The sequence below is a fragment of the Stutzerimonas sp. FeSN7 genome (assembly GCF_030263795.1).
Classification (GTDB): Bacteria; Pseudomonadota; Gammaproteobacteria; order Pseudomonadales; family Pseudomonadaceae; genus Stutzerimonas; species Stutzerimonas stutzeri.
The window spans coordinates 2367550-2391671 of record NZ_JARPMN010000001.1 but is presented as its reverse complement, the minus strand read 5'-3'; the positions used below and the strand labels follow the sequence as shown (position 1 = coordinate 2391671).

Sequence of the window (24122 nt, the reverse complement as noted above, 5' to 3'; positions counted from 1 at the left end):
GATGCGATGGCCGATATCGCCATCGTCTTTCACTGGGGCCCAGCGGAGATGGAACTGCTGGGCCTCGCCGAACTGATGGAATGGCGCGAGCGCGCCCGCAAGCGTGCAGAGGTGAAGCATGGCGCGTGATCTGAAGCTGGAGGTCGAGCTGGGCCTGATCGACAAGGCCCTCGGGCCTATCAGGGCGATCACGCAGGGTAGCGGCAAGCTGGCCAAGCAGCTCAAGGCCAGCCGCGACCAGATGAAGGAGATGAACCAGCAGCAACGGGACATCGCCGCCTTCCGCACTGCCAACATCGAGATTGCCAAGCAGTCGCGCGCCATGCGTGATCTTGAAACCAAAATGCGCGGGCACACCGACGCTCTTGAGCAGCAGCGCACCGCACACGTCAACCTCAAGGGCAACCTCAAGGCCGCGCAGACGCAGTACAACAAGCTGTCGAAGGCGCTGATCGATGGCAAGGGAAGCTCTGCCGAGTTCCACCGTGAGCTTGAGAAAGCGCAGATCAAGCTGCAATCCGCACAGCAGGCGTTCACCCGCTCAGCCAGTAGCATCAAGAAGTACCAGGATCGCGTCCGTGGTGCAGACACCCAGCTCGAGCAGCTAAAACGGCAGCAGGAGGCCAGCAAGACCAGCCTTGGTTCATTGCGCACCAAGCTGGAACAGGCAGGGATCAGCACCGACAAACTGGGCAACAAGGCGCGCACGATGCGCACCGAGCAGGAGCGGCTCAACACTGTCCTGGAACAGCAGAAGGCTCGTCTCGCTGCCGTGACCAAGCAGCAGGAGCAACTGGCGAAGGTACGCAGCGCCTATGCCAAATCGCAGCAACTCGCGGGCAGCATGGCGGCCGCAGGTGCTGGTGGGTTGGCCACTGGCTACGCGCTAAGCCGCCCCGTATCCGCCGCCATCAGCGCGTTCGCCCCGGCGGAGAACGCCACCACCCAACTGAAAGTCTCGATGATGGGCGCCGACGGCAGCGTCGCGGAGGACTTCCAGAAGATCTCCGACCTCGCCACCAAGCTCGGGGATAGGCTGCCGGGCACCACGGCGGACTTCCAGAACATGATGACCATGCTCCGGCGCCAAGGCCTGAGCGCGGCCTCGATTCTCGGCGGTACCGGCGAGGCGGCAGCTTACCTCGCCGTGCAGCTGGAGATGCCGGTGGTGGAAGCCGCCGAGTTCGCGGCCAAGATGCAGGACGCCACCCGCGCCAGCGAAACGGAAATGATGGGGCTGATGGATGCCATCCAGCGCACCTTCTACCTGGGCGTGGACAGCAGCAACATGCTCCAGGGCTTCAGCAAGCTCGCGCCCGTGATGGGCGTAGTGAAGAAAGAAGGCCTCGCCTTCACCGACATGATGACGCCACTGCTGGTCATGATGGACCAGACCGGCATGGCGGGAGAGTCCGCCGGTAACGCGCTGCGCAAGGTCTTCCAGGCCGGCCTGGACATGAAGAAGGTCGACAAGGCCAACGCCTCGCTGGAAAAGCTCGGCATCAGCCTGGATTTCACCGATGGCAAGGGCGAATTCGGCGGCATGGATGCGCTGTTCCAGCAGCTCGACAAGCTCAAAGGGCTAAACAGCGTCCAGCGCACCAGCGTGATGAAGATGCTGTTTGGTGACGACGCGGAAACCCTGCAGGTCGTCAACACCATGATGAGCAAGGGGATCGCCGGCTACCGCGAGGTCGCCGGCAAGATGACCGCTCAGGCAGATCTTCAGAAGCGCGTGAGCGAGCAGCTCGGCACGCTCACCAACGTGACCGAGGCCGCTCAGGGCAGCTGGACGAACGCCCTGGGGGAAATCGGTGCAACGGTCGCGCCGACGCTCAAGGAAATAATCCAAGCTCTCGGCGAACTCGCTAACCGGCTTGGTGCCTGGGTGCGCGAGCATCCCGAGCTGACCAAGCAGATATTCATGACGGTGGCCGGCCTTGCGGCATTGGTAGCGGCTGGTGGTGCGCTGGCGATCACCGTTGCCAGCATCATTGGCCCGGTCGCCATGATGCGCTTCGCCCTTGCCTCCATAGGCATCAAGCTGCCGAGCATCATTGGCATGTTCAAGGCGCTTGGTGCAGGCGTCTCGGCGGTGGGAGGTGCGTCTGGTTTGTTCCTTCGCATGGGCACTGCCTTCCAAATGGCCGGCGGCGGCGTCGGCGTGCTGCGGATGGCATTTGGTGGCCTATTCAAGCTGTTGTTTGGCTTCATGCGCGCGAATCCGATTGCTGCGCTGATTCTCGGCATCGGCGGCGCCGTTATGCACCTCGTTGGCCGTATCGACCAAATCAAGGCGCTATTCAACGCAGGCGATTGGATGGGGCTGGGCAAGGAAATCATCAACGGGATCATCGCCGGCTTGAATGCCGCGACGCTGGGCATGTTCGGCGTCGTTGCCGATATCGCCACCGGAGCGGTGAAGAAGTTCGCCAGCGTGCTCGGAATCCACTCACCCTCACGCGTGTTCGCCGAACTCGGCGGCCACACGATGGATGGGCTCGCCGTAGGCTTGCAGCAGGGGCAGGGCAATCCCTTTGCGGCGATGGAGAACATCGGCCAGGGATTGACCGAAGCTGGCAGCAGCGCCGTGGCCAGTGCCGGTAATCCGTTCGCCGCTTTGGCGAACGTACCGATCGACAGCCGCCCGCCACTTTCAGCACGAACGCCAGCCGGAGCCAGCGGCGGCTCAAGCAGCATTCAGATCACCATCAACGCGGCCCCCGGGCAGGACGCCAACGCAATCGCCCGCGCCGTAGCCGCCGAACTGGACAAGCGCGAGCGCGAGAAGGGCGCCCGTGCCCGCTCATCCCTATTCGACCAGGACTGATTACCAGGAGTAATGGACCATGATGATGGCCCTCGGCATGTTCGTCTTTTCGCTGGAGACCCTGGCCTACCAGGAATTCCAGCGCCAGACGGAATGGCGCCACGGCTCCACCAACCGCATCGGCACCAACCCGGCGCGCCAGTACCTGGGGCGCGGTGATGACAGCATCACACTGCCGGGCGTACTGCTGCCCGCGCTGGCCGGCACCCAGCTCAGCCTGGACGCCCTGCGCACCATGGCTGACACCGGCAAGGCGTGGCCGCTGGTGGAGGGCACCGGGAAAATCTACGGCACCTGGGTCATCGAGAGCCTGAGCGAGACGCGCACGCTGTTCTTCCGCGACGGCCAGGCGCGCCGCATCGAGTTCACCCTTTCGCTCAAACGCATCGACGATGGCCGGGTGGATCTGCTCGGCAGCGCCATCGCCGCCGGCGGTAACCTCCTGCGGAGGCTGCTGTGATCGAGGAACTGCTCACCCAGGGCAAGGGCCTGCTCGACCAGGCCAAGGGCTACGCCCAGCAGGCGGCGGACCAGTACCGCGACGCCACCGCCTACCCGCAGCCGATCTGCCGCGTAGTAGTCAACGGGCAGGACATCACCAGCGCCATCGAGCAGCGCCTCATCAGCATCGAGCTGACCGACAACCGCGGCATGGAGGCCGACCAGCTCAGCATCAGCCTCAGCGACCACGACGGCCTGCTGGCCATCCCGCCACGCGGCGCCGTGGTGCGCCTCTGGCTTGGCTGGCACGATACCGGCCTGGTGGACAAGGGCAGCTACACCGTGGACGAGGTCGAGCACAGCGGCGCACCGGACGTGCTCAACATCCGCGCCCGCAGCGCCGACCTGCGCGAGGGGCTCAAGGCCAAGAAGGAACGCAGCTGGAGCGGGCAGACCTTGGGCGCCATCGTCCAGACCGTGGCGGGTGCCTACGGGCTCAGCCCGGTGATCAGCGCCGCGCTGGCCGTCATCCAGCTCGCCCAGGTCGACCAGGCCAACGAATCCGACGCCAACCTGCTCAGCCGCCTGGGCCAGCAGTTCGACGCCATCGCCAGCATCAAGGCCGGGCGCCTGCTGTTCATGCCGGCCGGCAAGAGCACCACCGCCAGCGGCGCCGCGCTGCCGCACATCACGCTCACCCGCGCCGACGGCGACAACCACCGTTACCTGCAGGCCGACCGCGACAGTTACAGCGGCGTGCGCGCCTACTACTACGAGCTGAACAGCGCCGAGAAGAAGGAGGCGATCGCCGGCGGCGGCGACAACCTCAAGGACCTGCGCCACACCTACACCGACCAGCAGGCCGCCCTGCGCGCCGCCCGCGCTGAGTGGTCCCGCCTGCAGCGCGGCACCGCCACGCTCAGCTACACCCTGGCCAAGGGCCGGCCGGACCTTATCCCCGAACTCACCTACAGCCTGATCGGCGTGAAGGCCGACATCGATGCCGTGGTCTGGCTCGGCGCCAACGTGCGCCACAGCTTCACGCCGGAGAGCTACACCACCTCGCTCGAGCTGGAATCCAAGCTGCCGGACGCCGACGACATCGCCGACCTGGCCGAGGCCGGCAACTACACCGGCGTGCTCGCCTGGTACCGCGACGAGAAAACCGGCGAGCAGAAGAAACTCACCGAAGGCGACCAGGCCAGCCCCAAACGGCTGCTGCACCTGTACGCCGAAAAGAGCAGCGCCCAGCGCGCCGTGGAGCGGGAATGGAAACGGATACAACAAGCGAACGCGTGACCGAGCAGGAGCCGGCGCTGCCGGAGCCGCAACGCTCCGCCTGGGAGCTGATCGACGAAGAATGGGGCGAGAAGGGCGAGGCGCCGATGTGCATGTAGCATGGGCATGAAAAAGGCGCCTTTCGGCGCCTTCAGCTTTTGATGGGTACGCTCAATGAATCGTGCTTTCTCGCCAGTCGAAGAAATGCGCGAACAGCCGCTGAATCGGTCCGATCTGCGCAAGCTCTTCTTTCTTGTAGCCCATGGCGCGCATCTGCTCGTTGTGGCACAGGCAGTTGAGTACCTGCATCACTGGTGGCTCTTCGGCCTCAATGCTTAGCCGGGCCTCGCTGACCTCGTGCAGCACCTGTTCGGACTCGGCGCCTAACATTCTTTTCTCCAACGCGATGAAGCGTCGCGCAAAGTCATCGTGCTCGCGTGCTCGGCGAGAACTACCTACCACAAGGTTTACCGCTGCGAGCACCGTCACTAGGCCCGAGGAGATAAGCGCCAGGTCCTCCGTATTGGTGCTCTTCAAAATGCCGTAGATCGCCGCGGAGCCGAAAATGACGCTCAGCATGGAAGAGCATTGATCGAGTCGATCAAAAAAGCCGCGGCGGCGTTTGTGGTAACGAATGGAGCGCCGGACACCGAACAACATATCGTGCCAGCGGTCGGCCAGGCTGGCCTTATCGGTTACTTCCTCCATCGTTATCTCTCCTGCTTGGCGGTTTGAGAGTGTCAGTCACATCATCGAAGATCGGGCGGCGGTCTTGCCGTTCTGAATAGTCTTCATGCGATGGGCGGCCACGGTCATGGCGGCTTTTCTCAAGGCTATCATCGTCGCGCTTGTTATCACGGTCTTTCACGCTAAAACTCCTGTTTGTGTCGTGCATTACAGTTATCAATCGCCGCCCTTCAGGCCTGTGATGACGTACAGCACATCTGCCTCGCTACGCGCGGCCAAGGCCTGCAGGTAATCGATGGGAATCACGGAAGATCCGTTCTCGAAGCGCTTCTGCTTGTAGTCGGTGATACCGGCGAGGTGGGCCAGTTCGTGGATGGCCAGGCCGAGGCGTTCGCGTTCTTCGGTTAGGCGCGCGCCGAAGGCGTGGTCGAGGGTTTCGTCAGTGATCATGTGACGTCCTTGTTTAGTCGGGGATGAGTGCCTGCTATTGGCAAAGGCTCTCGCAGGGGATGCCATCTTTGTCGCGGTCCAGCCGGCTGTTGCCGCACTGCTCCAGCTGGAAGCGGGCTTCTGCGCAACTGCTCATCTGGCCGCACGTCTTACGCGGCGAGCAGCTGTATTGGCCGTCGTTTGCCGCGGCAACGAGAGGTGCACCGCCGTATGGCTTGATTGCTGGGGCTTTGGTTCCTTTTCGCCAGTCCCAGGGCGCGAGGCGCTCCGCTTCAGGCAGCGACCAGAGGCCGCGCTTGGCGGCGCGCGCCTCAGCCTCTACAGCAAGTAGCGACTTGTCCCGGTTGTACTGGCGATACACCCAGGCGGCGCCGAGACTTACCAGCTCGCGGTTGACGTCCACGCCGTTCACATAGACGCGACCTACGGTGCGGCCGTAGCGGTCTTTTTCGTGGGATTCGATAGTGGCTTGCTTACCGAAGGCGAGATCAGAGAGCGCTTGGCGTGCGCGCGTTCCATATGGCTGAGCGCGCTCTGGGGTATCGATTTCGGCCAGGCGGACTTTCACCTGCTGACGATCAGCTGTAAGCAGGGTGAGGGTGTCACCATCTGCAATTGCGACGACTTTGCCTGCGAGAGGCCCCGCATTTGCCCAACCTGCCATTGCCAACGCAAAGAAAAGTACCGTGGCAGTTCGCATCCTTGCTCCTTAGCTGTTCCAAGTGAGAACACATCAGGGCGCAAGATTAAGGCGTTGAAGGACAGCCGCCAACTCCTGTAGTTGCATTTCGATATCACGAAGCCGCTTCTTATCGCGCGCGACGGCCTCGACAGCCCTTTGGCCGTCTTCGTCCAACTCACGGTACAGATCAAGCATGGCGCGTTCAGGCGGTGGCATGCCGTAGCCGCCTCGATATTCCTGCTGTGAGCCAATCGCGGCATTTCGCCGCAGCATTTCCCCTTCGCCAGTCAGTAGCCAGTCGATCGATATTCCCAATTGAGAACCCAGACTGATAAGCGCATCTGGACGAGGCTCGCGATGGCCGCCAGCCCAGTTCTGTAGAGAGCTATAAGGGATTCCGCTTTGTTCTGCCGCTTGCTTGAGCGTAAGGCCTTGGGCCTCTATCGCAGCTCGGATTCGCCTACCTATTCCCATTTGGGAAAAATCCTCTTGACTGTTCCCGGTTGGGAACTTAATCTCGCCTCGCATTGGGAACATATTAGCTAACCGGGGACCGCCGAACCATGAACAAGCGCCAAATCCACGCTCGCCTCATCGAGCAGGGCCTCACATTCCGCCAGTTCGCCCTTACAAAAGGGTATGACCCGCGCACCGTCACCCAGACCGTGGCCCGCTGGGCAGGTTCCCAGACCATGCCAAATGGCCGGATTGCCTTCTCAATCATGCGCGACCTCTCGCAGCAGATCGGTGTGGAGCTGATCCCCGGCCTGCTCGCACATCCCTTCGCCAAAGCCAGTTAAACCGTAACCGGCTTAAGCCACAGGGAAAACTAGAAGATGAAGCGCGAAGTTCTAGCCAGCCGCCGCCAAGTGATGACCGCCACGCTAGCTGCATACCCCGGTGGCCGCGAATGTGCTGCGGCCCGCTTGGGCCTCCCGCCGAAAAAGCTGGACAACCACGTTTACGAGAACGCCGGTAGCCGCCCGCTGAGCGATGAACAGATTCATCAGCTCGAACAAGAGGCGTGCACCACCCATCTGCCTGATTACATCGCTGCGCTGTACGGCGGCGTGTTCGTACCGCTCGCCAACCCGGACGAACTCGACAACATCGACCTGTACGCCCGTGCCCTGGTGACCACAACCAAACGTGGCGCCGTGGACCAGTTCATCGCCGACGCGCTCGCAGACGGCGTGATCGATGCACTGGAGGTAGAGGCCATCCTGGCGGCGCACCGCAAGCACATCGCGGCGCGTCACGAGGAAGTCCAGGCGGTGCTTCTGCTTCACACCAAGCGGCAACAAGGAGAGCAACAGTGACTACCAACCTCATCCCGGTGTTACAGGGCGAGATCGAAGGGCGAACGCAGCAGCTGTGCGATGCGCGCGACCTTCATCAATTCATGCAGGTCGGGCGCGATTTCAGCACCTGGATCAAGGACCGAATCGAGCAGTACGGCTTCGTTGAAGGCGAGGACTTTTCCCCCGTTCTGGGGAAAAGTACCGGTGGAAGACCCACCAACGAGTACCACCTCACCCTCGATATGGCGAAGGAATTGGCCATGGTCGAGAACAACGACCAGGGTCGCCAAGTGCGCCGCTACTTCATCGCGATGGAGCGCCAAGCGCGGGAAAGCCGAGGGGCTTCTTACCTCAGCATGAACCACCAGTTGGCCATGCACCGGCAGATCCCGAAGCTGATCGCCCAGCTCAAGGCGGAAACGGTGCCAGCCATCCGCGCCACGCTGTATGCGCAGCTCACCCAGCACTGCCATCAGCTCGCCATTCCGGCTCCGGCAATGGACTGTGTGGGGCGTAGTGTGCAGCCGCCGCCAGGCCTGTTCGACGACAAGGTGTAAACAGCCGCAATACAGCTCCATGTCCACCGGCGGTGGGCTGGAGTCTGGCAAACAGTAGTAGGCGCCTCGGCGTCGATCTTTACCGGCATTGGCCGGGCCGGCTTTACGGCAACAGGGGAGGGGAACCAGTGAGCGTAGCCAACAACGGCGGATACAAATGCCTATGCCCGGCCTGTGGCCAGCGCATGCGCATCCGCAACAGCGAGGCGCAAACGCCGACGTTCAAAACCATGTACGCGCAGTGCATGAACATGGCCTGCGGCGCGACCTACGCCGGGTCGCTGACATGGGACCACGCACTCAGCCCATCCGGGCTGGATGCACCGCGCGTGGTACTGCCGGTGGCGCCTTCGGTGCTGCGCATGCAGGCACTGCGCGACAGCCGCGAGAAGACCGACCAGCTCGACATGCTCGACCAAATGGAACCGGAGGTAGCAACCGCATGAACGTCTCAACCATCAACGACGCCCAGGAATACCGGGCGAGCATGCAGCGCGCCGCGCTGACCTTTCTGCAGCGCCACCAGGGCGAGCACCTGACTGACGATGGCCACCTGTTCGCGCGTGCCGTCAGCTACCTGGTCAACGGGCTGGACGTACCGACGTTCATGGCGGATCGCTTGGTGCATCTGGCGATGAGCGAGCTTGAGTGCCGCAAGCGCACGGCGATCGGCATCAGCTATGGCACTGACGATGCCACCCGCGTGGCCCTGCGAAGTTTTTTTTCGGGCGAGGCGGTATTAATCCCCCTGCGCCACCTGCCGGCACGCTTGCAGCCGCCCGCGGCGCCGCTGGCTGCAGCAGCCACGCACTGATCACCCCCTGAATTGACCCAAGCCCATGCCCGCCTTTGCGCGGGTAGGGGAAAGTTGCGCCCGAACGGTGGCCCCATGAGTACAGACGTTTCCATCCATATCCAGTTGAAGCCCGCCCAGGCCGAGGCCTATCTGCGCTGGCTGACCAGCCAGTACGAGCAGCTGATGGCTGCCTGCTGGTACGACGATCGCTATCGCTACACCCCGCAGGGGCTGCGCGGCCCGAAGATCCTCCGCGACCACCCGCACATCGCTGGCCTCAACCGCACCATGCGCGAGCTGGTGAAGGCCCGCCAAGGAGCTAAGGCATGAGCACTCATCCGATGCCCGCCTGCGAGGCGCTTGCGGCCGACCCGGCGCGTTACATGTTTAAGCAGCAGCTGGCTGAGCTGGTCGAGGCACGCGACTACGACGAGAAATTTCGCATGATCTGCCGCCTGGGCGGCTATCTCAGCGCTCTGCTGGAGACCGACGTGATCACCTGCGAAGAACACAAGGCGCTACGGGAAGAGATGCACGAATTCGTCTGGGGGCCGGCCCAATGAAAGAAATGGACCGCCACATCCGCGAAGAGGTGCTACGCCGTTTCGAGGGCGACTTCGGCCTCAAGCGCCGCGCCGGTACCGACTACATGCGCGGTGGCACCTGCCCGAGCTGCGGCAAGAAAGAGCTGTATTCCCGCTACGACCAGCCCTGGTTCATCAAATGCGGCCGCGAGAGCAAGTGCGGCGAGCAGTGGCATGTGAAAGAGCTGTTCGACGACCTGTTCGATGACTGGAGCAAGCGCGCACCAAGCACCGAGCAGGCGCCGGCCGCCAGCGCCGATGCCTACCTGCAGTTCGCCCGTGGCTTTGACCTGGGCATGATCCGCGGCTGGTACAGCCAGGAGAACTACTGGAACCGCGAACTCGCCCAGGGCAGCGCCACGGTGCGCTTCACCCTGGAGAAGGGTGGCTACTGGGAGCGGCTGATCGACCGCCCGCACCGCTTCGGCAAGCAGAAGGCACGCTTCGCGCCTGGCCAGAGCATGAAAGGCTACTGGTGGTGCCCGCCGAGCGTGGACCTGCTCGAGGTCGACGAGCTGTGGATCGTCGAGGGCATCTTCGACGCCATCGCGCTGCTGCATCACGAACTCGACGCCGTGTCGGCCATGAGCAGCAACGCCTTCCCGGCCGAGTCGCTCAAGGCGCTGGTCAAGGCTCGCGCCGAGGCCGGTCGCAAGCTGCCGCGGCTGGTCTGGGCGCTGGACAACGAGCCGGGCGCGCATCGCTACACCCGCCGCTGGGCAAAGATGGCCCGCGAGCTGGGCTTTACCTGCGAGGCCGCGCAGATCCCGCAGCGCGACCGCAAAGTGGACTGGAACGACCTCCACCAGCGCTGGGCATTCATTGAGGGCGACGACAAGCGTGAGGAGCAGATCGAGCGCGACCTGCGCGAGGCGCGCTACCACGGCAGCCTGCTGCTGGCCGAAAGCGCGGCGGAGAAGGGCGCGCTGATGTACGAATGGCGCGAGCGCCACGAATTCCACTTCGCGTTCGAGAACCGCTTGTACTGGTTCAAGATGGATATCGACAAGTTCAACAAGGCCATGCAGGGCCTGGAGGACTCCGAGCGCCAGGAAGATCAGCAGCTGAATGACCGCCAGCGCCGCGACAAGGCCCTGCGCCAGTGCGGCGCTGTGGTGGAAATCGCCAACTGCTATCCGCAGGCGCTGTACTTCCAGCGCAACGAGGTGACGGACGAGAGCTGGTACTACTTCCGCGTGGACTTCCCGCACGACGAGCCAACGGTGCGCAACACCTTCACCGGCGGCCAGGTGGCGGCGGCCAGCGAGTTCAAGAAGCGCCTGCTGGGCATGGCGGCCGGCGCGGTGTTCACCGGTACCGGCGCGCAGCTCGATCGCATCATGCGCGACCAGCTCTACGGCCTGAAAACCGTCAAGACCATTGACTACATCGGCTACAGCAAGGAGCACAGCTGCTACGTGTTCGGCGACCTGGCCGTGCGCGGTGGCGTGCTCGAGCAGGCCAACAAGGAGGATTACTTCGAGTTCAAGCAGCTGCGTTTGAAGACGCTGCAGAAGTCGATCCGCCTGGAGATCGCCCGTACCGACGAGGGCTACCGCGCCGAGTGGCTCGACTGGCTGTGGACCTGTTTCGGCACCCAGGGCATCGTCGCGCTGGCGTTCTGGTTCGGCTCGCTGTTCGCCGAGCAGATCCGCGACGAGTATCAGAGCTTCCCCTTCCTGGAAGTGACGGGCGAGGCCGGCGCCGGCAAGAGCACCCTGCTGATGTTCCTCTGGAAGCTGTTCGGCCGCCCGGACGAGGAGGGCAAGGACCCTTCGAAAATGTCCAAGGCGGGCCTGCGTCGGTGGATGGGCCAGGTATCCGGCATGCCGCTGGTACTGCTCGAGGCCGACCGCAGCGATAACGACCGCGGCGCCGCCAAGGCCTACGACTGGGACGAGCTGAAACCGCTGTTCAACGGCGGGACCCTGGGCGTGACCGGCGTGAAAACGGCCGGCAACGAAACCTACGAGCCGCCGTTCCGCGGCACCATCGTCATCAGCCAGAACGCCACGGTGATGGCCAGCGAGGCGATCCTCACCCGTATCGTGAAGTTGCACTTCGTGCGCCCCGAGGTCACCGCCGCCAGCCGCGCCGCGGCGGACAACCTCAACCATCTGAGCGCGATGGACGTCAGCCACTTCCTGCTGATGGCTGCCCGGGCAGAGGGCAAGGTGCTGGAGACCTTCCGCGCCCAGGTGAAGGTGCACGAACAGGCGCTGCGCGAACTGAAAGAGATCCGCATCGAGCGAATCATCAAGAACCACGCGCAGCTGCTCGCCCTGGTCGACTGCCTGCGGCTGATCATCCCGCTCACCGATCGGCAGCACGCCGGCGCGCAGCGCGAGCTGGTGGCCATGGCGCTGGCTCGCCAGACCGCCGTCAACGCCGACCCGGCTGAGGTGGCCGAATTCTGGGAGGCCTTCGACTACCTGCAGGGCCTGAGCGAAGACCCGGTGGTCGACCACTCGAAAAAGCCGGACGTGATCGCCGTGAACCTCAACGAGTTCTGCGAGCGCGCCGCCGAGCACAAACAGAAGATCGCCGACATCGGCACGCTGCGCACCCTGCTGCCCAACAGCCGTTCCCGCAAATACCTCACCCACAACAAGGGCGTGGACAGCGCCGTGCGCGCCGCCTTCAACCGCCGTAACCAATGCAGCCAGCGTGGCACGACCGTGAAGTGCTGGCTGTTCCAGAACCCCGGGAGCACGGAGCGATGAGCGGAATGTTTGGCGAGAAGCGATCAATCACCCAGCACAAGAGCGTCGAGTGGTACACCCCTGCGTGGGTGTTCGATCGGCTCGGCATTCAGTTCGACCTAGACCCAGCCAGCCCGCACGACATGGAGAGTTTCGTGCCAGCGGTTCGCAAGTACACAGTTTTCGATGATGGCCTCTCGAAAGAGTGGTACGGGCGCTGCTGGCTCAACCCACCCTACGGGCCAGATACCGGTTTTTGGATCCGCCGAATGATCAGCCACGGTAACGGCATCGCCCTCGTTTTCAGCAGAACAGATGCCATTTGGTGCCAAGAGGCTATGAAGGCCGCAGACGCGATGCTCTTCGTTAAAGGCCGTATCGACTTCGTTCCAGGCATCGAAAACCAGCACAAGCGCAGCCGAGCCGGCGCTGGGACAGTGATGTTTGCGTTCGGCACCGAGAACGCAGATGCCCTCTCTCGGATGGAAGACCAAGGCGTATTCATCCGGAACATTCCGACCGGGCGCGGCAACGCCTGATCGGTCGAGCAACACCCCAACCCAAGGAGAAGCACCATGCAAGACGAAAAAACCACCGAGCCCAAGCCGTTTTCAGCACTCAAGGAGGCGCTTTTCTACCTTGATTACGCCAACGACTCAGTTCTCGAGGCGGAACGCGACCTGGCGAAAGCAAAGCAGGCGTTCACTGACAAGCTGCGAGCGCTCGGGCCTGTCTGGCTTCAGGCATCCGATGCGGCTGAAAAGATGGGGGAGCAACTGCCAGACGCGTTCCGTGAAGGCGGGCTGCTCATCAAGTTTGACGAGGAAGGTGTAGCGAGCGCCGAACGCTTACCCGACGCCGCCTCGAGCCACACGTTGTACACGCTGGCCAACAAGGCTGGCGAGTAAGCAGACCAACCCAAGGAGAAGCACCATGCAAAAGCATTTCAGCCTTACCAACGCCATGCGCGAAAAAGTCGCCAACCAACTCACCGTGCAGGCGGTCGCCCAGCACGGCCCGCGCATCGCTGCTGACCTCGCCGCGCTCAACGAACAGTACTGGGCAAAGCACCGCGCCGCCGTTGAGGCGCTGCCCGGATTGAGCAAGAAGCACTGGCCGGACCTGATCTTGGCCGGAGCGGTGACAGCTACAGCGAGCTGCACGCCCAGCTATATGCAGCTGCGCGAGGGCAAGGCCCCGTACGAACAGAAGCTGGTGGCCGTGTACAAGCACCACAAGGAAGACGCTCGCAATGCGCTAGTTGCCCAGGTGCTGGGGTCGTCTGCCTTCGAGGGCGTCAGCCGCTACCTGGAGCGTGAGCGTTATGAGGGGCACTGGCTTATCGGCTTGAAAAGCCCAACTGGTGGTGTTCCGCGCCTGCATTACATGGAGCGAATCACCGACCCCGCGTTGGAATCGCTCGCGCTGCTGATCTGCTCCGAGATTGCGGGTGTGATCGACGCGGCGGTTGCTTTCCGCGCCCAGGCGATGGACGTGCTGCTGGCCTGCCGCACCTCCCGCCAAGTCGAAGACCTGTTCCCCGAGGCCGCCAAGCTGCTGCCGCAGCCGGTGAAAAACGAGAAGGCGCTGGCACCGACCGAGCTGGCTGCCAACGTGCGCAACATGCTCAACCAGGGCGTTCCGCCCGTTGTGGCCCAGGCGTGAGGGTGGCGGCGATGAACCACTACGACGATGACGAACCAGGCCTCAGCCTGCGCGCCCGACTGGCCATGACCGGCTGGATCGGTACCGGCCTGGCCGGCCTGCTGACCGCGGCCAACCACCTGCCGGACCTGTTCCTGCTGATCGCACGCTGAAAACAAGAAGGCCCGGTGAGCGGCAACTCACCAGGGCCTGACCAACCCAAGGAGAAGCACCATGCAAGCACATCACACCCAGGGAGGCGGGGCACAGCATAACCCAGCTTGCCACCCGCACCTGATGACCATAGCCGACGTCCCGGAGAAGCTCTGCCGCAAGTGCGGTGACACCTGGCCGGCCGACACCGAGTTTTTCTACCGCCAGGCCGCCAAGTCGGACGGCCTCGGCAGTGTCTGCAAGGCCTGCTATTCCGAGACACCCAGCGTCACCGCCCGCAACCGCGACAGGGCCGGACGCATCAGCTCGGATTGGGAGCGGCTGTTCCAGGAGGAGGTGCGCCATGCGTGAACGCCCAACTATGGCCAGCCAACGGCTGGACCTGCCCAGCCTCTGCGATATCTGCGGCAAGGCCCGATCCACCCGCAAGCACGCGTCCTGCAGCCGCATCCGCCAGCAGATCAAGCAGAACGAGTGGGCCAGCTATATGGCCAACGTCTCCGCGAAGAAAGCCCAGGGAGGCCGCCGCTATGCCCGTTGAAATCCGCACCCGCTTTGCTGGCATGACCTACGTGGCCACCGTACGCGGCGAGAAGCGTACCGCCAGCAACACCATCGGCGCCCGACAGGCCGCCGAAGCCATGGCCCGCAAGCTGGGCCTCGATCCGGCGCTGCTGCGCGAGACCCAGCGCGACCTGCTGCGCAATGGGGTGGAGCTGTTCGTGCATCCGGAAACGCCGAAGGCAAAGGAGGTGGCCCATGGCTGACCACACCAGCACGCAGTGCGATCTTTTCTCCCCGGCGAACATGGCCTCGGTTGCTTGCTTCCCTCCGGCGCCTGCGCTCGTCGCCCATCGCTGGCCATATCCCGGGCTGAGCGGTGAGGACAGCGCGCGCTCTTCGCTCGCGCAATCCGCGCAGTTCGTTGAGGTCATCGCTCTGACAATCAAACGCCAGCGCGCGGCGCTGATAACCGACGCCGAAGTGAAAGCCCTGCTACCGGCAGACTGGAAGCACATCCTCGGCCGCTGGGTGCACGCCACGCTGGCCGGGTGGCAGGGCGAGCAGCACGGCATCCAGGTTGAGCACGTCAGCCACGGCGATGGTGGATACCACTGGCAGTACCGTATGGCCGATAGCCAGTCCGGGTGACCAACTGACCTAGAAATCACACCAACCAATTCGAGGCCCGGCAACGGGCCTTTCTCTATTGCTGCGGGTGCGGCGCCGGTACCGTGCCCGCAGGGTTTCGCGTGGGGACGCATATGGCAGATGGAGTTGAAGTGCGCGGGAACTCCGTGCGCGTGGACTTTCGGTGGCAGGGCAAGCGCTGTAAGGAGCCGTTTCCTGGCCCGCCGACACCGGGCAACCTGGAAAAGGCGGCGCGGCTGGTGGCGATCATCAAGCACGAAATTCAGGCCGGGACATTCAGCTACGCGCGCTATTTCCCCGACTCGGCGCGGGTGAAGGAGGGCACGTTTGGTCATTGGATTGATCTCTGGCTGGATATCAAGCGCAACGAGCTGGCCAAGTCCTCGATGGATGGGCACGAGAGCAAGATCAACTGCCATATCAGGAGACAGTGGGGCGAGCGCCAGGCAGAGGACATCAGTTTTGTGGAGATGCAGCGGTGGGTGCAGAAAGGGCTGATGCCCAAGCTGCACAACAAGACGGTGCGCGAAATCGTGGCGATCGTGCGGCAGATCTACCAGCTCTACCGGACCACCAATGCCGTGGCGTTCGACCCAACGGAGGGCATCGTGATCCGGCTGCCGGACGATGAAGACCCGGACCCGTTCGAGCGCAAGGAGATCGATGCGATCCTGGGCACCCCATCACCTGGCCGCGAGCAGGAGCTGGCTCTGATCAAGTTCATGATCTGGACAGGACCGCGTGTCAGCGAGGCGATCGCATTAGCGTGGGAGGACGTCGACCTGGCGAAGGGCGAAGTGACCTTCCGCCGGGCGAGAGTGCGCAGCGCCTACAAGGTAACGAAGACGCGCCGTTCGACTCGCAAGGTCAAGCTGCTGAAGCCTGCCCTGGAAGCGCTACGCGAGCAGGCCGAGCGCACGGAGAAGCTGCCAAAGGTCGAGGTTGAGACGACCGATCGGGATAACCGGACGGTGCGCAAGCAGTACCTGCGGTTCGTGTTCCATAACTCGCACACCAATCAGGCGTACTCAACCTCGGACAACATGCGCAACGGGTGGTGGAACGGCCACCTCAAGGCAGCGGGCGTTCGCCATCGCGGGCCGAACAACTGCCGGCACACGTTCGCCAGCCAGATGCTCACCAGCGGCGTGGTGCCGCTTGATTGGATTGCCGAGCATATGGGACACACGTCCACCTCGATGATCCACAAGCACTACGGCAAGTGGATCAGCAACGACGCGGCCGACATGACCAGCCTTATCGAGCGGCAGCTGAAGCTGTAGCCGGTCCCGCTCCCAAACAGCCCAAAGCCCCGATTTCCGGGGCTTTTTCGTATGTGCCGGGACCACGGATGGTCCCAAAATGGTCCCATTACCCAGCTGCCTGAGAAAAAGTCCTTAGAAATCAACGACCCAAGGCGGCCGTGCGATGATTTCGAATCTCTGCGCTTCCGCCATCTGAAAACCTGAAGGCCCCGTATTCCGGGGCCTTCAGCGTTTCTGGGATGCGCAATCCTGCAATCGGCGTTCCCATGTTGTTCCCATCCTCCAGCCTTTCAGCACCTGACTTTTCCTGGCCCCCTGGGTCAGGCCTGGCGTTCCGTTTGGTGCCTGTCCCACCGCGTACCCGTGATATCTCCATCCGGCTTGTGGCGCTGTTGGCAATCGGGCCGCCTGCGAGGCGGCCGCTGCTGCTAGAATCCGCGCCCCGACAAAAGGAGTTGTCGCCATGAAACGATTCAGACAGCCGGAGGCCTTCGCTCTGGTCCAGCAACACTACGAACCGCTGGTGTTCAACGCACGGATGGACTCGCCAACCACGGTGCGCGTGATGTTGCTCGATGAGGCCACCGGCGAATCCCTGTTGCTGACCGGCCTGCCGTGCCGCATCTCGCTGTCGCGCGCTGAAATCGCTGGCTTGATCGCCTCCATCGATGCCGATGCCGCCGCGCTTCGGCCCACTCTGCTGAACAAGCTCAAGCGTCCACGGCTACTCGGCTGATCGACCCGTTCCGCTTGTCCCGCCTGCCATCTCCAAGCCCGGCGCTATCGAGCTCAACAGACGTCTGGTGAGAAACGGTGCCTGTTCCCTCAGCGAAAAGAGCTTGGGCGATAGAAGCCAGGTATGGGTGATGCCCATCAGGCTCGAATAGAGTAGCAAGGCCAGTGATCGCGCCGATCCTTCATCCGCGTGCGCCTTGGCAATCAGCTCTTCCAGCAACTGCACCATGGCACGGGTGAGCTTGCGTTCGCGTTTCAGGGTGCTCGCCATCTGCGCGGTGAGTTCGGTCTTGTTTAGCAGGATCTCGAAGGACTGCCGATACCAGCGCTCGTCCAGCAGCAGGCGAAACCATTCACCGACGAAGTGCTCCAGCGCAGCCTGCGGGTCGCCGGCCAGCTGGCGACTCTGCTCGATCAGCTGCTCCAGCGGCTCCTGGGAATAGGCCAGCACCGCTTCGTACAGCTCATCCTTGCTCTTGAAGTGCCAGTAGATCGGGCCACGGCTGAAGCCGGCGGCCTCGGCGATCATCGCCAGAGTGGTGTTCGAATAACCGTTGCGGCTGAACAGCTCGAGCGCCGCGGCGATGATCTTGAGGCGGGTCTGTTCGGCGTCTTCTTTGGTACGGCGCATGAGGCTCCTCGAAATGCGCGGCGGCCACGCAGCGTGCCGGCAAGGCCCGCTGCGTGGCAAGCCCTCACAGGGCGCCGTCGGCGGCCATCTGCATGTAGGTGGTGTCGAAGCGCAGCTTGAGATTGCCCTGATCACCGAGCGCGCCGGCCGGCATGGCGATACCGACAAAGTCCGCCGAATCGGCACCGTCGCCCAGCAGGCCGTGGTCGAAGGAGAACTTGCGCACGCTGTCCATCGCTTCGTGGGCCGGTTCGCCGGAGATGAAGGCGACCGCTTCGGCTGGCTGATAGAACATGTGGGTGCCCTTGAGTTGCGCCTCGTAGCCGGCCTGGTCGGTACCGGAAGCTGCGCCCAGTTGGGCGCGTAGCTCGGCGCCTTGCGGCGTGTCGCTGGCCATGATTGCCATCACCTCGTACCAGGCGCCGGTGACTGCCTTGCCGAACGCGGGGTTGTCGGCCAGCGTCTCGCTGTTGACGATCAGCAGGTCCTTGACATGGCCCGGCACGCTGGCCGAGTCGAAGACCTGATGTGCATCCGGTGTGGCGGCGACTTCCTGCAGCAGCGGACTCCAGGTCGCCACGTTGCGTACATCGGCCGTGCTGAAGGCAGCGACGATGTCGGCGTCCGAGGTGTTGACCACCTGCACGTCCTTCTCCGACAGGCCTACGCTGTCCAGCGCCTTGGCCAGGATGTAGTGCGACACCGACAGTTCCACCAGGTGCACCTGCTGGCCCTTGATCTGTTTGAGATCGCTGGTGCCCTTCATCACCAGGCCGTCGTTGCCGTTGGAGTAGCTGCCGACGATCAGCGCGGTGGTGTCGACGCCACCGGCCGCCGGAATCGACAGCGCATCCATGCTGGTAGCGACCACGCCGTCGAACTGGCCGGCGCTGTACTGGTTGATGGACTCGACGTAGTCGTTGATCTGGCTGATGTTCACCTCGATCCCGTACTTGTCGGCCCACTTCTTCATGATTCCTGACTCGTCGGCGTACTTCCAGGGCATCCAGCCGACGTAAATGGTCCAGGCCAGGTTGAAGGTCTTTTTCTCCTCCGCTTGGGCCAGCGGGGCGAGGGCGGCGAGGGCAATGGCCCCGGCGCAGAGCAGCTTTTTCATCATGGTGCCGTGCATGGCGGTACTCCTGGTTCAGAAGAACTTCAGATAGCGCTGGATTTCCCAGTCGGAAACATGGGTGTGGTAGGCGTTCCATTCGTCGCGCTTGAACTCGACAAAGGCCTGGTACATGGCATCGCCGAACACCTGGCGCGACAGCGGGTCGGCCTCGAAGGCGTCGATGGCTTCGCTGAGGGTGCGCGGCAGGGTCTCGATACCCATCTGCGCGACCTCCCGTTCGCTGTAGTGATACATGTTCTCGCGGTGCGGCTGGCCGGGATCGAGCTTGTCGCGGATGCCCTCCAGGCCGGCGGCGAGGATCATCGCTGCACCGAGGTAGGGGTTGCAGCCGATGTCGGCGGCGCGGCATTCGACCCGCGCGCCCTGGGACGGAATGCGCAGCATGTTGGTGCGGTTGTTGTTGCCGTAGCAGCAGAACACCGGCGCCCAGGTCGAGCCGGACATGGCGCCCTTGCGGATCAGCCGCTTGTAGCTGTTGACCGTAGGCGCGATGACCGCGCAGATGGCCTTGGCATGTTTCAGTACCCCAGCGATGAAGTGATAGGCCAGCGGGGTCACGCCGCAGCCGTAGGGGTCTTCGCCATCGACTTCGAACAGATTCTTGCCGGTCTCGATGTCGGCTAGCGACATGTTGTAGTGCGCGCCGCTGCCGGTGCGGTTGGCCGAGGGCTTGGGCATGAAGGTGGCGAAGGCGCCGTGCTTGCGGGCGATCTCGCCCGCCATCATGCGGAAGAACACGAAGCGGTCGGCCATGCCGAGGGCGTCGGTGTACTTGAAATCGGTTTCGAACTGGCCGTTGGCGTCCTCGTGGTCGAAGGAGTAGACGCCCCAGCCCATCTCGTTCATCGCCTGTACCAGTTCGTCGACGATGGGCAGGTTGTCCATCAGCAGGCGCGGGTCGTAGCAGGGCTTGGCCATGTCGTCGCGCTCGGAAATGGGCGCGAAGCCGCCATCCGGGGTGTCCTTGAACAGGAAGAACTCGGTCTCGATGCCGAGGTTGAAGGTGTAGCCCAGCGCCGCAGCGGCTTCGGTCTGGCGCTTGAGGATGCCGCGCGAGCAGGCGTCGAAGGGCTTGCCGTCCAGGTAGAGGTCGCTGGCGAACCAGGCGAGATCGCGGTTCCAGCTGCACTGGGTGGCGGTCGCCGGGTCTGGCATCGCGGCCACCTCGTTGTCGCTGATCTCCTGCGGGACGCCGTCCAGCGCCGCACCGGTGTAGAGCTCGGAGCCGCGGAGCATCTGGCCGAGATGGGCGATGGGGACGAACTTGCCCTTGATCACGCCGTGGATGTCGACGTAGCTGGCCATCGCGTACTTCACACCCTTGTCCTGCAACTGCTGCTTCAACTCCTCGACGGAGGAGAGGGGAAAGCTGGTCATCGGCTTGCGCTCCTTGGAGTCATGAATGGCGGCCGGGGCCGCTGGCACGATTCCTTCATCCAATATACATGCCAGCGTGTATAGAAACGGGCCGACGCTGGTGCCGCCTGGCGCCCTATGCGCCACTGCAGGAGTCACGCAGATGATTGAAATAAAAAGGGAAAAGAAATTTTTTGCGCTGGGCGAAATGCGCCTCGAAAACGGCGAACGCCTGCGCAATGCGCGGCTCTGCTATCAGGTAGTGGGCACGCCGAACCGCGCCCGGGACAACCTGGTGCTGATTCCGAGCTACTACGGCGGCACACATTGGGGCAGCCTGCCCCTGCTTGGTGCGGATGGCCCGCTGGCAGGTGGCGATTACTGCGTGGTGCTGACCAACCTGTTCGGCGCAGGCTGGTCGACTTCGCCGAGCAACGCTGCGCCCGGTCAGGGCGCAGCGGACTTCCCGCGGGTCGGCCTGCTGGACAACGTGAGGGCGCAGAAGGCGTTGCTCGATCGGTTGTATGGCGACGACTGGCAGCTCGCCCTGGTCAGCGGCTGGTCCATGGGCGGCATGCAGACGCTGTTCTGGGCAATGGCTTATCCGGAACGGATGCGTGCCATCCTGCCGTTCTGCTGTACGGCACGCTGCTGGCCGCACAATCGGGTGTTTCTCGAAGGGGTGAAGGCGGCACTGTGCGCCGACGCCTCCTGGCAGGGAGGGCGCTACAGCGTGCCGCCGGAACGTGGTTTGCGGGCTTTCGGCCGTGCCTATGCCGGCTGGGCCTATTCGCAGGCGTTCTATCGTCATGAGCTGTGGCGCGAGCTGGGTTTCGAGAGCCTCGAGGCGCTGCTCGACTACTGGGAACAGGATCATCTGGAGCAGGACGCCAACGACCTGCTCTGCGTGCTGCATACCTGGCAATCGGCCGACCCGGCCGGCAGTTTCGCTGCCGACTCGCTGGCCGAAGCGCTGGGTCGCATCCGTGCGCGGTCCATCCTGATGCCCGGCAGCAGCGATCTGTATTTCACCGTCGAGGATGCCCGCCACGAGGCCGCGCTGATTCCGGGTGCCGAGCTACGGGTGCTCGAATCGGACTGGGGCCATTGTGCCGGTGGGCCGGGCCGCAGCGCGGCGGCCATGCGCCAGGTGTTCGCGGCAATGGCCGAACTGCTTGGCCGCTAGCCTTCAGCCGGCCACGGCGCTGAGTTTGGCCAGTTGCTCGAGGTCGGTCTGCATGCCGGAGGTTTCGCGGATCCGGGCGAGGATCTCGCGCTTGAGCTCAGTGAATTCCGGCGCGAGCTTCATGTCCTGGTGGCGCTGGGCCGGCAGCGGCACCTCGTAGATGGAATCGATGCGCCCGGGGCGGGGCGCCATCAGCACGATGCGGCTGCCCAGATAGATGGCTTCTTCGACATCGTGGGTGACGAACAGGATGGTGCTCTTCTCCAGCCGGTGCACGTGACGGATCAGGTCGTGCATGACCTCGCGGGTCTGCGCATCCAGCGCGCCGAACGGCTCGTCCATCAGCAGCGTCGCCGGTTTGGGCAGCAGGGCGCGGGCAATGGCGACGCGCTGCTGCATGCCGCCGGAGAGCTGGCTGGGGTAGGCATCGGCGAAGCGCGTCAGACCCATCAGGTTGAGCAGGGCATCGGCGCGGCCGGCGGCGGACTCCACGTCTCCATCGTGGCGCACGGTATCGCCGATCACCTTGAGCTGGCGGCAGAACTTGATGTTCTGCATCACCGTCAGCCAGGGGTAGAGGCTGTAGTGCTGGAAGACCATGGCGCGGTCGACGCCGGGGCCGTCGATGGGCCTGCCGTCGAGCAGGATCTCGCCGCGACTCAGCGTCTCCAGGCCGGCGATGATGCGTAGCAGGGTGGACTTGCCGCAGCCCGAGGCGCCGACGAAGGTGACGAACTCGTTGGGCTGGATGTCCAGGTCGATCGACTGCAGCGCCTGCACCTCACGGCGCTCGCTGACGAAGGTCTTGCCGACCTGGCGTACACGAATCTTGGCATCGGACATGGTCATTTCCTCATCCAGGGAAAGGCGCGGCGGTGCAACCAGCGGAAGGCCTGATCGGTGATCAGGCCGATGAGACCGATCAGCAGGATGCCGGCGAAGATCTTGTCGGTGTGCATGTAACGCTGCGCCTTGAGGATGGCGTAGCCCAGGCCGGAGTTGGCCGCGACCAGTTCGGCCACCACCAGGTAGGTCCAGGCCCAGCCGCAGGTGATGCGCAGGGTGTCGAGCAGCGCAGGCTTGGCCGACGGCAGGATCACCAGCTTGACGATCTCGCTGCGGTTGGCGCCCATGGTCTGCGCCGCCTCGATCTGCGCCATGGGTACGCGGCGCACATCCTCGGCGACCATCAGCACCATCTGGAAAAAGGTGCCGATGAAGATGATCAGCACCTTGGAGCCTTCGTCGATGCCGACCCAGAGCATCACCAGCGGAATGAAGGCCACGGCCGGCATATAGCGGATGAAGTCGGTGAGCGGTTCGAGAAAGGCCTGCACCGGCCGGTACGTGCCGATGTACAGCCCCAGCGGCAGGGCGATCAGTGCCGAGGCGCCGAAGCCGGCCATGACCCGCCAGACGCTGATGCCGATGTCTCCCAGCAGCCCCTCGCTGGTCCACCAGCGGCCGATGCGCTCGAGCACTGCGCCGGGGCTGGGCATGAACATCGGGTCGGCCAGACCAAGGGCGGTCCACAGCCACCAGACGATGAAGGGCAGGCTCAGCCCGGCGCCGGTGAGCAGCCAGGCGCTGCGCCGCGAGAGTTCGCCGCGAATGCGCCAGAAACTGCCTCTGCGGACCACCGGTTCGGCTCGTGCGACGGGTGCTGTGGTGTGTCGTTGTTGAGCGGCGGGGGCAGTGGAGGGAATGCTGATCTGTGCGGTCATGCGGGGACCTCCTCTGTAGCGGTAGGCACATCCAGTTCGACGCGTTGCCAGCCGCCGGCCGCCGGATAACGGCCCAGCGCGGCGAGGTCCGCGGCGGGCAGACTGGCGGGGTCGGCGAAGTTCCAGTAGCTCGACAGCAGCGCGTCGCCGACGCGGCCGGGCAGCGTCGAATGGGTGATCTGCCAGGGTGTGGCGCCGTTGCGGTGGCGGCCGAAGGACAGCTCGCAGGCCAGCAGCTGCGGCCGCAACGCGGGGCCGATGGCGGCCAGCTGTTCACGCAGATGCCCCGAGCTGGCCGGCAGCAGAATTGGCCGCTCGGCGGCGAACAGGAAGTAGTCGCCCGCTACCAGCAGGCAGGCCTGGCGGGCTGGCTGCTCCGACGCGCGCAGCCAGATCCCCCAGTTGCGCCCCTGCGATTCCGGCAGGCGCTGCCAGATTTCGTGATAGCTGCCGTCCAGCCCGTCTTCCAGCAGCCGTTCCGGGGTCTCGAAGCGCATCAGGCCGATATCCGCAGGCCCGCCCGGCGGCTGGAAGTCGATCAGCCGATGCCACTGGCAGATATCGCCGTTGACCTCGGTGATGCCGGCAAAGCCGGCCTGTTCACTCAGCGCCAACTGCTGGGCATGGCTGCAGGTTTCAAGCGAAGCTGCCGGTGCCACGGGTTGCCCCCCCGGCAGACGCAGGTCGGCGTGCAGGCTGGCGGTCTGCAGCCAGTAGACTTCGCTGGTTTCGTCGCGCAGGCCGGCCGTGGTGGTCAGCAGGCGGCGGCGCCAGACGCCGAGATAGGCATCGGGAACGGTTTTCATGGGTAA

The 24122-nt window shown here is 63.9% G+C and carries 34 protein-coding genes; 24 read left to right on the top strand and 10 right to left on the bottom strand.

The window, feature by feature from the left end; genetic code table 11:
• The first annotated feature begins 6 nt into the window (after window positions 1-6).
• Genes P5703_RS11220 through P5703_RS11200 form a run of 5 tightly spaced genes read left to right on the top strand, consistent with a single transcriptional unit; the run spans window position 7 to window position 4668 of the window.
• The gene (locus P5703_RS11220) at window positions 7-129 is read left to right on the top strand and encodes a GpE family phage tail protein (RefSeq protein ID WP_279649783.1); all 123 of its coding nucleotides are present in this window, start codon (window positions 7-9) and stop codon (window positions 127-129) included.
• A complete protein-coding gene (locus P5703_RS11215; RefSeq protein ID WP_285586853.1) occupies window positions 119-2830 on the top strand; it encodes a phage tail tape measure protein in 2712 nt (903 codons plus the stop codon). The genes P5703_RS11220 and P5703_RS11215 overlap by 11 nt, the downstream gene beginning before the upstream one ends.
• 19 nt (window positions 2831-2849) lie before the next feature.
• Window positions 2850-3290: a phage tail protein gene (locus P5703_RS11210; protein WP_279649781.1), complete on the top strand. Its 441-nt coding sequence runs from the start codon at window positions 2850-2852 to the stop codon at window positions 3288-3290.
• 29 nt (window positions 3291-3319) lie between these two features.
• Window positions 3320-4570 (top strand): phage late control D family protein, encoded by a 1251-nt coding sequence (locus tag P5703_RS11205; protein ID WP_279649789.1) that lies wholly within the window; start codon window positions 3320-3322, stop codon window positions 4568-4570.
• Window positions 4540-4668 carry a hypothetical protein gene (locus tag P5703_RS11200; RefSeq protein ID WP_279649780.1) on the top strand — a complete coding sequence of 43 codons (129 nt, stop codon included), beginning with the start codon at window positions 4540-4542 and terminating at the stop codon, window positions 4666-4668. The genes P5703_RS11205 and P5703_RS11200 overlap by 31 nt, the downstream gene beginning before the upstream one ends.
• Window positions 4669-4720: 52 nt before the next feature.
• Here the strand turns inward: P5703_RS11200 and P5703_RS11195 are convergent, their stop codons facing one another.
• The 4 genes from P5703_RS11195 to P5703_RS11180 form a co-directional block, all read right to left on the bottom strand.
• Complete coding sequence (locus tag P5703_RS11195) at window positions 4721-5257, bottom strand: hypothetical protein (protein ID WP_279649778.1); 537 nt, start codon at window positions 5255-5257, stop codon at window positions 4721-4723.
• A 195-nt stretch (window positions 5258-5452) separates the two neighbouring features.
• Window positions 5453-5686 (bottom strand): helix-turn-helix domain-containing protein, encoded by a 234-nt coding sequence (locus P5703_RS11190; RefSeq protein ID WP_279649777.1) that lies wholly within the window; start codon window positions 5684-5686, stop codon window positions 5453-5455.
• Between the two features lie 34 nt (window positions 5687-5720).
• Window positions 5721-6386 carry a thermonuclease family protein gene (locus P5703_RS11185; RefSeq protein WP_279649776.1) on the bottom strand — a complete coding sequence of 222 codons (666 nt, stop codon included), beginning with the start codon at window positions 6384-6386 and terminating at the stop codon, window positions 5721-5723.
• 33 nt (window positions 6387-6419) lie between these two features.
• Entirely contained in the window at window positions 6420-6905 is a 486-nt protein-coding gene (locus P5703_RS11180) for a helix-turn-helix domain-containing protein (RefSeq protein WP_285586842.1), read from the bottom strand.
• Window positions 6906-6931: 26 nt separating this feature from the next.
• Between P5703_RS11180 and P5703_RS11175 the strand changes: the two genes are divergently transcribed.
• From P5703_RS11175 to P5703_RS11090, 18 genes are all read left to right on the top strand, one after another.
• A complete protein-coding gene (locus tag P5703_RS11175) occupies window positions 6932-7168 on the top strand; it encodes a hypothetical protein (protein WP_003294388.1) in 237 nt (78 codons plus the stop codon).
• Window positions 7169-7204: 36 nt separating this feature from the next.
• Window positions 7205-7687 carry a YmfL family putative regulatory protein gene (locus P5703_RS11170; RefSeq protein ID WP_177412659.1) on the top strand — a complete coding sequence of 161 codons (483 nt, stop codon included), beginning with the start codon at window positions 7205-7207 and terminating at the stop codon, window positions 7685-7687.
• On the top strand, window positions 7684-8226 hold the full coding sequence (locus P5703_RS11165; RefSeq protein ID WP_279649773.1) for an antA/AntB antirepressor family protein: 543 nt from the start codon (window positions 7684-7686) through the stop codon (window positions 8224-8226). Before P5703_RS11170 ends, P5703_RS11165 begins: the two co-directional genes overlap by 4 nt.
• Before the next feature lie 128 nt (window positions 8227-8354).
• The gene (locus P5703_RS11160) at window positions 8355-8672 is read left to right on the top strand and encodes an ogr/Delta-like zinc finger family protein (RefSeq protein ID WP_278412721.1); all 318 of its coding nucleotides are present in this window, start codon (window positions 8355-8357) and stop codon (window positions 8670-8672) included.
• Window positions 8669-9040: a hypothetical protein gene (locus P5703_RS11155; protein ID WP_104097571.1), complete on the top strand. Its 372-nt coding sequence runs from the start codon at window positions 8669-8671 to the stop codon at window positions 9038-9040. Before P5703_RS11160 ends, P5703_RS11155 begins: the two co-directional genes overlap by 4 nt.
• A 75-nt stretch (window positions 9041-9115) precedes the next feature.
• Complete coding sequence (locus tag P5703_RS11150; protein ID WP_285586826.1) at window positions 9116-9352, top strand: hypothetical protein; 237 nt, start codon at window positions 9116-9118, stop codon at window positions 9350-9352.
• Complete coding sequence (locus P5703_RS11145; RefSeq protein WP_285586824.1) at window positions 9349-9585, top strand: hypothetical protein; 237 nt, start codon at window positions 9349-9351, stop codon at window positions 9583-9585. The genes P5703_RS11150 and P5703_RS11145 overlap by 4 nt, the downstream gene beginning before the upstream one ends.
• On the top strand, window positions 9582-12329 hold the full coding sequence (locus P5703_RS11140; protein ID WP_285586822.1) for a toprim domain-containing protein: 2748 nt from the start codon (window positions 9582-9584) through the stop codon (window positions 12327-12329). Before P5703_RS11145 ends, P5703_RS11140 begins: the two co-directional genes overlap by 4 nt.
• Window positions 12326-12847, top strand: coding sequence for a DNA N-6-adenine-methyltransferase (locus tag P5703_RS11135; protein ID WP_285586819.1), 522 nt, complete (start codon window positions 12326-12328; stop codon window positions 12845-12847). Before P5703_RS11140 ends, P5703_RS11135 begins: the two co-directional genes overlap by 4 nt.
• Before the next feature lie 36 nt (window positions 12848-12883).
• Window positions 12884-13216, top strand: coding sequence for a hypothetical protein (locus P5703_RS11130; RefSeq protein ID WP_285586816.1), 333 nt, complete (start codon window positions 12884-12886; stop codon window positions 13214-13216).
• Window positions 13217-13241: 25 nt separating this feature from the next.
• Complete coding sequence (locus tag P5703_RS11125; RefSeq protein ID WP_285586813.1) at window positions 13242-13973, top strand: hypothetical protein; 732 nt, start codon at window positions 13242-13244, stop codon at window positions 13971-13973.
• Between the two features lie 11 nt (window positions 13974-13984).
• Window positions 13985-14125, top strand: a complete 141-nt coding sequence (locus P5703_RS11120) for a hypothetical protein (RefSeq protein ID WP_024162234.1) — start codon at window positions 13985-13987, stop codon at window positions 14123-14125.
• Window positions 14126-14186: 61 nt separating this feature from the next.
• Complete coding sequence (locus tag P5703_RS11115; RefSeq protein WP_285586807.1) at window positions 14187-14477, top strand: hypothetical protein; 291 nt, start codon at window positions 14187-14189, stop codon at window positions 14475-14477.
• Entirely contained in the window at window positions 14470-14667 is a 198-nt protein-coding gene (locus tag P5703_RS11110) for a hypothetical protein (protein ID WP_230356633.1), read from the top strand. The genes P5703_RS11115 and P5703_RS11110 overlap by 8 nt, the downstream gene beginning before the upstream one ends.
• Window positions 14657-14893, top strand: a complete 237-nt coding sequence (locus P5703_RS11105; protein WP_278361774.1) for a hypothetical protein — start codon at window positions 14657-14659, stop codon at window positions 14891-14893. Before P5703_RS11110 ends, P5703_RS11105 begins: the two co-directional genes overlap by 11 nt.
• Window positions 14886-15278: a hypothetical protein gene (locus P5703_RS11100; protein WP_285586798.1), complete on the top strand. Its 393-nt coding sequence runs from the start codon at window positions 14886-14888 to the stop codon at window positions 15276-15278. The genes P5703_RS11105 and P5703_RS11100 overlap by 8 nt, the downstream gene beginning before the upstream one ends.
• Window positions 15279-15391: 113 nt before the next feature.
• Window positions 15392-16561: a site-specific integrase gene (locus P5703_RS11095; protein WP_104097581.1), complete on the top strand. Its 1170-nt coding sequence runs from the start codon at window positions 15392-15394 to the stop codon at window positions 16559-16561.
• Between the two features lie 445 nt (window positions 16562-17006).
• Window positions 17007-17279, top strand: coding sequence for a DUF1652 domain-containing protein (locus P5703_RS11090; protein ID WP_019406269.1), 273 nt, complete (start codon window positions 17007-17009; stop codon window positions 17277-17279).
• On the opposite strand, the gene P5703_RS11085 is transcribed toward P5703_RS11090, so the two are convergent.
• The 3 genes from P5703_RS11085 to glnT form a co-directional block, all read right to left on the bottom strand.
• Entirely contained in the window at window positions 17268-17909 is a 642-nt protein-coding gene (locus P5703_RS11085) for a TetR family transcriptional regulator (protein ID WP_285586785.1), read from the bottom strand. The genes P5703_RS11090 and P5703_RS11085 overlap by 12 nt on opposite strands.
• 64 nt (window positions 17910-17973) lie before the next feature.
• Entirely contained in the window at window positions 17974-19041 is a 1068-nt protein-coding gene (locus P5703_RS11080) for a putative urea ABC transporter substrate-binding protein (RefSeq protein ID WP_013982697.1), read from the bottom strand.
• A 15-nt stretch (window positions 19042-19056) separates the two neighbouring features.
• Complete coding sequence (gene glnT / locus P5703_RS11075; protein ID WP_106443292.1) at window positions 19057-20421, bottom strand: type III glutamate--ammonia ligase; 1365 nt, start codon at window positions 20419-20421, stop codon at window positions 19057-19059.
• A 142-nt stretch (window positions 20422-20563) separates the two neighbouring features.
• Between glnT and P5703_RS11070 the strand changes: the two genes are divergently transcribed.
• The gene (locus P5703_RS11070; RefSeq protein ID WP_068506980.1) at window positions 20564-21586 is read left to right on the top strand and encodes an alpha/beta fold hydrolase; all 1023 of its coding nucleotides are present in this window, start codon (window positions 20564-20566) and stop codon (window positions 21584-21586) included.
• A 3-nt stretch (window positions 21587-21589) separates the two neighbouring features.
• On the opposite strand, the gene P5703_RS11065 is transcribed toward P5703_RS11070, so the two are convergent.
• The 3 genes from P5703_RS11065 to P5703_RS11055 are packed head-to-tail and all read right to left on the bottom strand — an operon-like array spanning window position 21590 to window position 24116.
• Window positions 21590-22429 (bottom strand): ABC transporter ATP-binding protein, encoded by an 840-nt coding sequence (locus tag P5703_RS11065; protein WP_014820355.1) that lies wholly within the window; start codon window positions 22427-22429, stop codon window positions 21590-21592.
• 2 nt (window positions 22430-22431) lie between these two features.
• Entirely contained in the window at window positions 22432-23310 is an 879-nt protein-coding gene (locus tag P5703_RS11060; protein WP_285586775.1) for an ABC transporter permease, read from the bottom strand.
• A complete protein-coding gene (locus tag P5703_RS11055; RefSeq protein WP_020306328.1) occupies window positions 23307-24116 on the bottom strand; it encodes a hypothetical protein in 810 nt (269 codons plus the stop codon). Before P5703_RS11055 ends, P5703_RS11060 begins: the two co-directional genes overlap by 4 nt.
• Window positions 24117-24122 lie beyond the last annotated feature (6 nt).

Excerpts from the sequence above, each read along its gene's own strand:
- P5703_RS11220 (WP_279649783.1), top strand. The coding sequence starts at position 7 with ATGGCCGATATCGCCATCGTCTTTCACTGGGGCCCAGCGGAGATGGAA.
- P5703_RS11215 (WP_285586853.1), top strand. The coding sequence starts at position 119 with ATGGCGCGTGATCTGAAGCTGGAGGTCGAGCTGGGCCTGATCGACAAG.
- P5703_RS11210 (WP_279649781.1), top strand. The coding sequence starts at position 2,850 with ATGATGATGGCCCTCGGCATGTTCGTCTTTTCGCTGGAGACCCTGGCC.
- P5703_RS11200 (WP_279649780.1), top strand. The coding sequence starts at position 4,540 with ATGGAAACGGATACAACAAGCGAACGCGTGACCGAGCAGGAGCCGGCG.
- P5703_RS11195 (WP_279649778.1), bottom strand. The coding sequence starts at position 5,257 with ATGGAGGAAGTAACCGATAAGGCCAGCCTGGCCGACCGCTGGCACGAT.
- P5703_RS11190 (WP_279649777.1), bottom strand. The coding sequence starts at position 5,686 with ATGATCACTGACGAAACCCTCGACCACGCCTTCGGCGCGCGCCTAACC.
- P5703_RS11185 (WP_279649776.1), bottom strand. The coding sequence starts at position 6,386 with ATGCGAACTGCCACGGTACTTTTCTTTGCGTTGGCAATGGCAGGTTGG.
- P5703_RS11180 (WP_285586842.1), bottom strand. The coding sequence starts at position 6,905 with ATGTTCCCAATGCGAGGCGAGATTAAGTTCCCAACCGGGAACAGTCAA.
- P5703_RS11175 (WP_003294388.1), top strand. The coding sequence starts at position 6,932 with ATGAACAAGCGCCAAATCCACGCTCGCCTCATCGAGCAGGGCCTCACA.
- P5703_RS11170 (WP_177412659.1), top strand. The coding sequence starts at position 7,205 with ATGAAGCGCGAAGTTCTAGCCAGCCGCCGCCAAGTGATGACCGCCACG.
- P5703_RS11155 (WP_104097571.1), top strand. The coding sequence starts at position 8,669 with ATGAACGTCTCAACCATCAACGACGCCCAGGAATACCGGGCGAGCATG.
- P5703_RS11150 (WP_285586826.1), top strand. The coding sequence starts at position 9,116 with ATGAGTACAGACGTTTCCATCCATATCCAGTTGAAGCCCGCCCAGGCC.
- P5703_RS11145 (WP_285586824.1), top strand. The coding sequence starts at position 9,349 with ATGAGCACTCATCCGATGCCCGCCTGCGAGGCGCTTGCGGCCGACCCG.
- P5703_RS11140 (WP_285586822.1), top strand. The coding sequence starts at position 9,582 with ATGAAAGAAATGGACCGCCACATCCGCGAAGAGGTGCTACGCCGTTTC.
- P5703_RS11135 (WP_285586819.1), top strand. The coding sequence starts at position 12,326 with ATGAGCGGAATGTTTGGCGAGAAGCGATCAATCACCCAGCACAAGAGC.
- P5703_RS11130 (WP_285586816.1), top strand. The coding sequence starts at position 12,884 with ATGCAAGACGAAAAAACCACCGAGCCCAAGCCGTTTTCAGCACTCAAG.
- P5703_RS11125 (WP_285586813.1), top strand. The coding sequence starts at position 13,242 with ATGCAAAAGCATTTCAGCCTTACCAACGCCATGCGCGAAAAAGTCGCC.
- P5703_RS11120 (WP_024162234.1), top strand. The coding sequence starts at position 13,985 with ATGAACCACTACGACGATGACGAACCAGGCCTCAGCCTGCGCGCCCGA.
- P5703_RS11115 (WP_285586807.1), top strand. The coding sequence starts at position 14,187 with ATGCAAGCACATCACACCCAGGGAGGCGGGGCACAGCATAACCCAGCT.
- P5703_RS11110 (WP_230356633.1), top strand. The coding sequence starts at position 14,470 with ATGCGTGAACGCCCAACTATGGCCAGCCAACGGCTGGACCTGCCCAGC.
- P5703_RS11105 (WP_278361774.1), top strand. The coding sequence starts at position 14,657 with ATGCCCGTTGAAATCCGCACCCGCTTTGCTGGCATGACCTACGTGGCC.
- P5703_RS11100 (WP_285586798.1), top strand. The coding sequence starts at position 14,886 with ATGGCTGACCACACCAGCACGCAGTGCGATCTTTTCTCCCCGGCGAAC.
- P5703_RS11095 (WP_104097581.1), top strand. The coding sequence starts at position 15,392 with ATGGCAGATGGAGTTGAAGTGCGCGGGAACTCCGTGCGCGTGGACTTT.
- P5703_RS11090 (WP_019406269.1), top strand. The coding sequence starts at position 17,007 with ATGAAACGATTCAGACAGCCGGAGGCCTTCGCTCTGGTCCAGCAACAC.
- P5703_RS11085 (WP_285586785.1), bottom strand. The coding sequence starts at position 17,909 with ATGCGCCGTACCAAAGAAGACGCCGAACAGACCCGCCTCAAGATCATC.
- P5703_RS11080 (WP_013982697.1), bottom strand. The coding sequence starts at position 19,041 with ATGCACGGCACCATGATGAAAAAGCTGCTCTGCGCCGGGGCCATTGCC.
- glnT (WP_106443292.1), bottom strand. The coding sequence starts at position 20,421 with ATGACCAGCTTTCCCCTCTCCTCCGTCGAGGAGTTGAAGCAGCAGTTG.
- P5703_RS11070 (WP_068506980.1), top strand. The coding sequence starts at position 20,564 with ATGATTGAAATAAAAAGGGAAAAGAAATTTTTTGCGCTGGGCGAAATG.
- P5703_RS11065 (WP_014820355.1), bottom strand. The coding sequence starts at position 22,429 with ATGTCCGATGCCAAGATTCGTGTACGCCAGGTCGGCAAGACCTTCGTC.
- P5703_RS11060 (WP_285586775.1), bottom strand. The coding sequence starts at position 23,310 with ATGACCGCACAGATCAGCATTCCCTCCACTGCCCCCGCCGCTCAACAA.
- P5703_RS11055 (WP_020306328.1), bottom strand. The coding sequence starts at position 24,116 with ATGAAAACCGTTCCCGATGCCTATCTCGGCGTCTGGCGCCGCCGCCTG.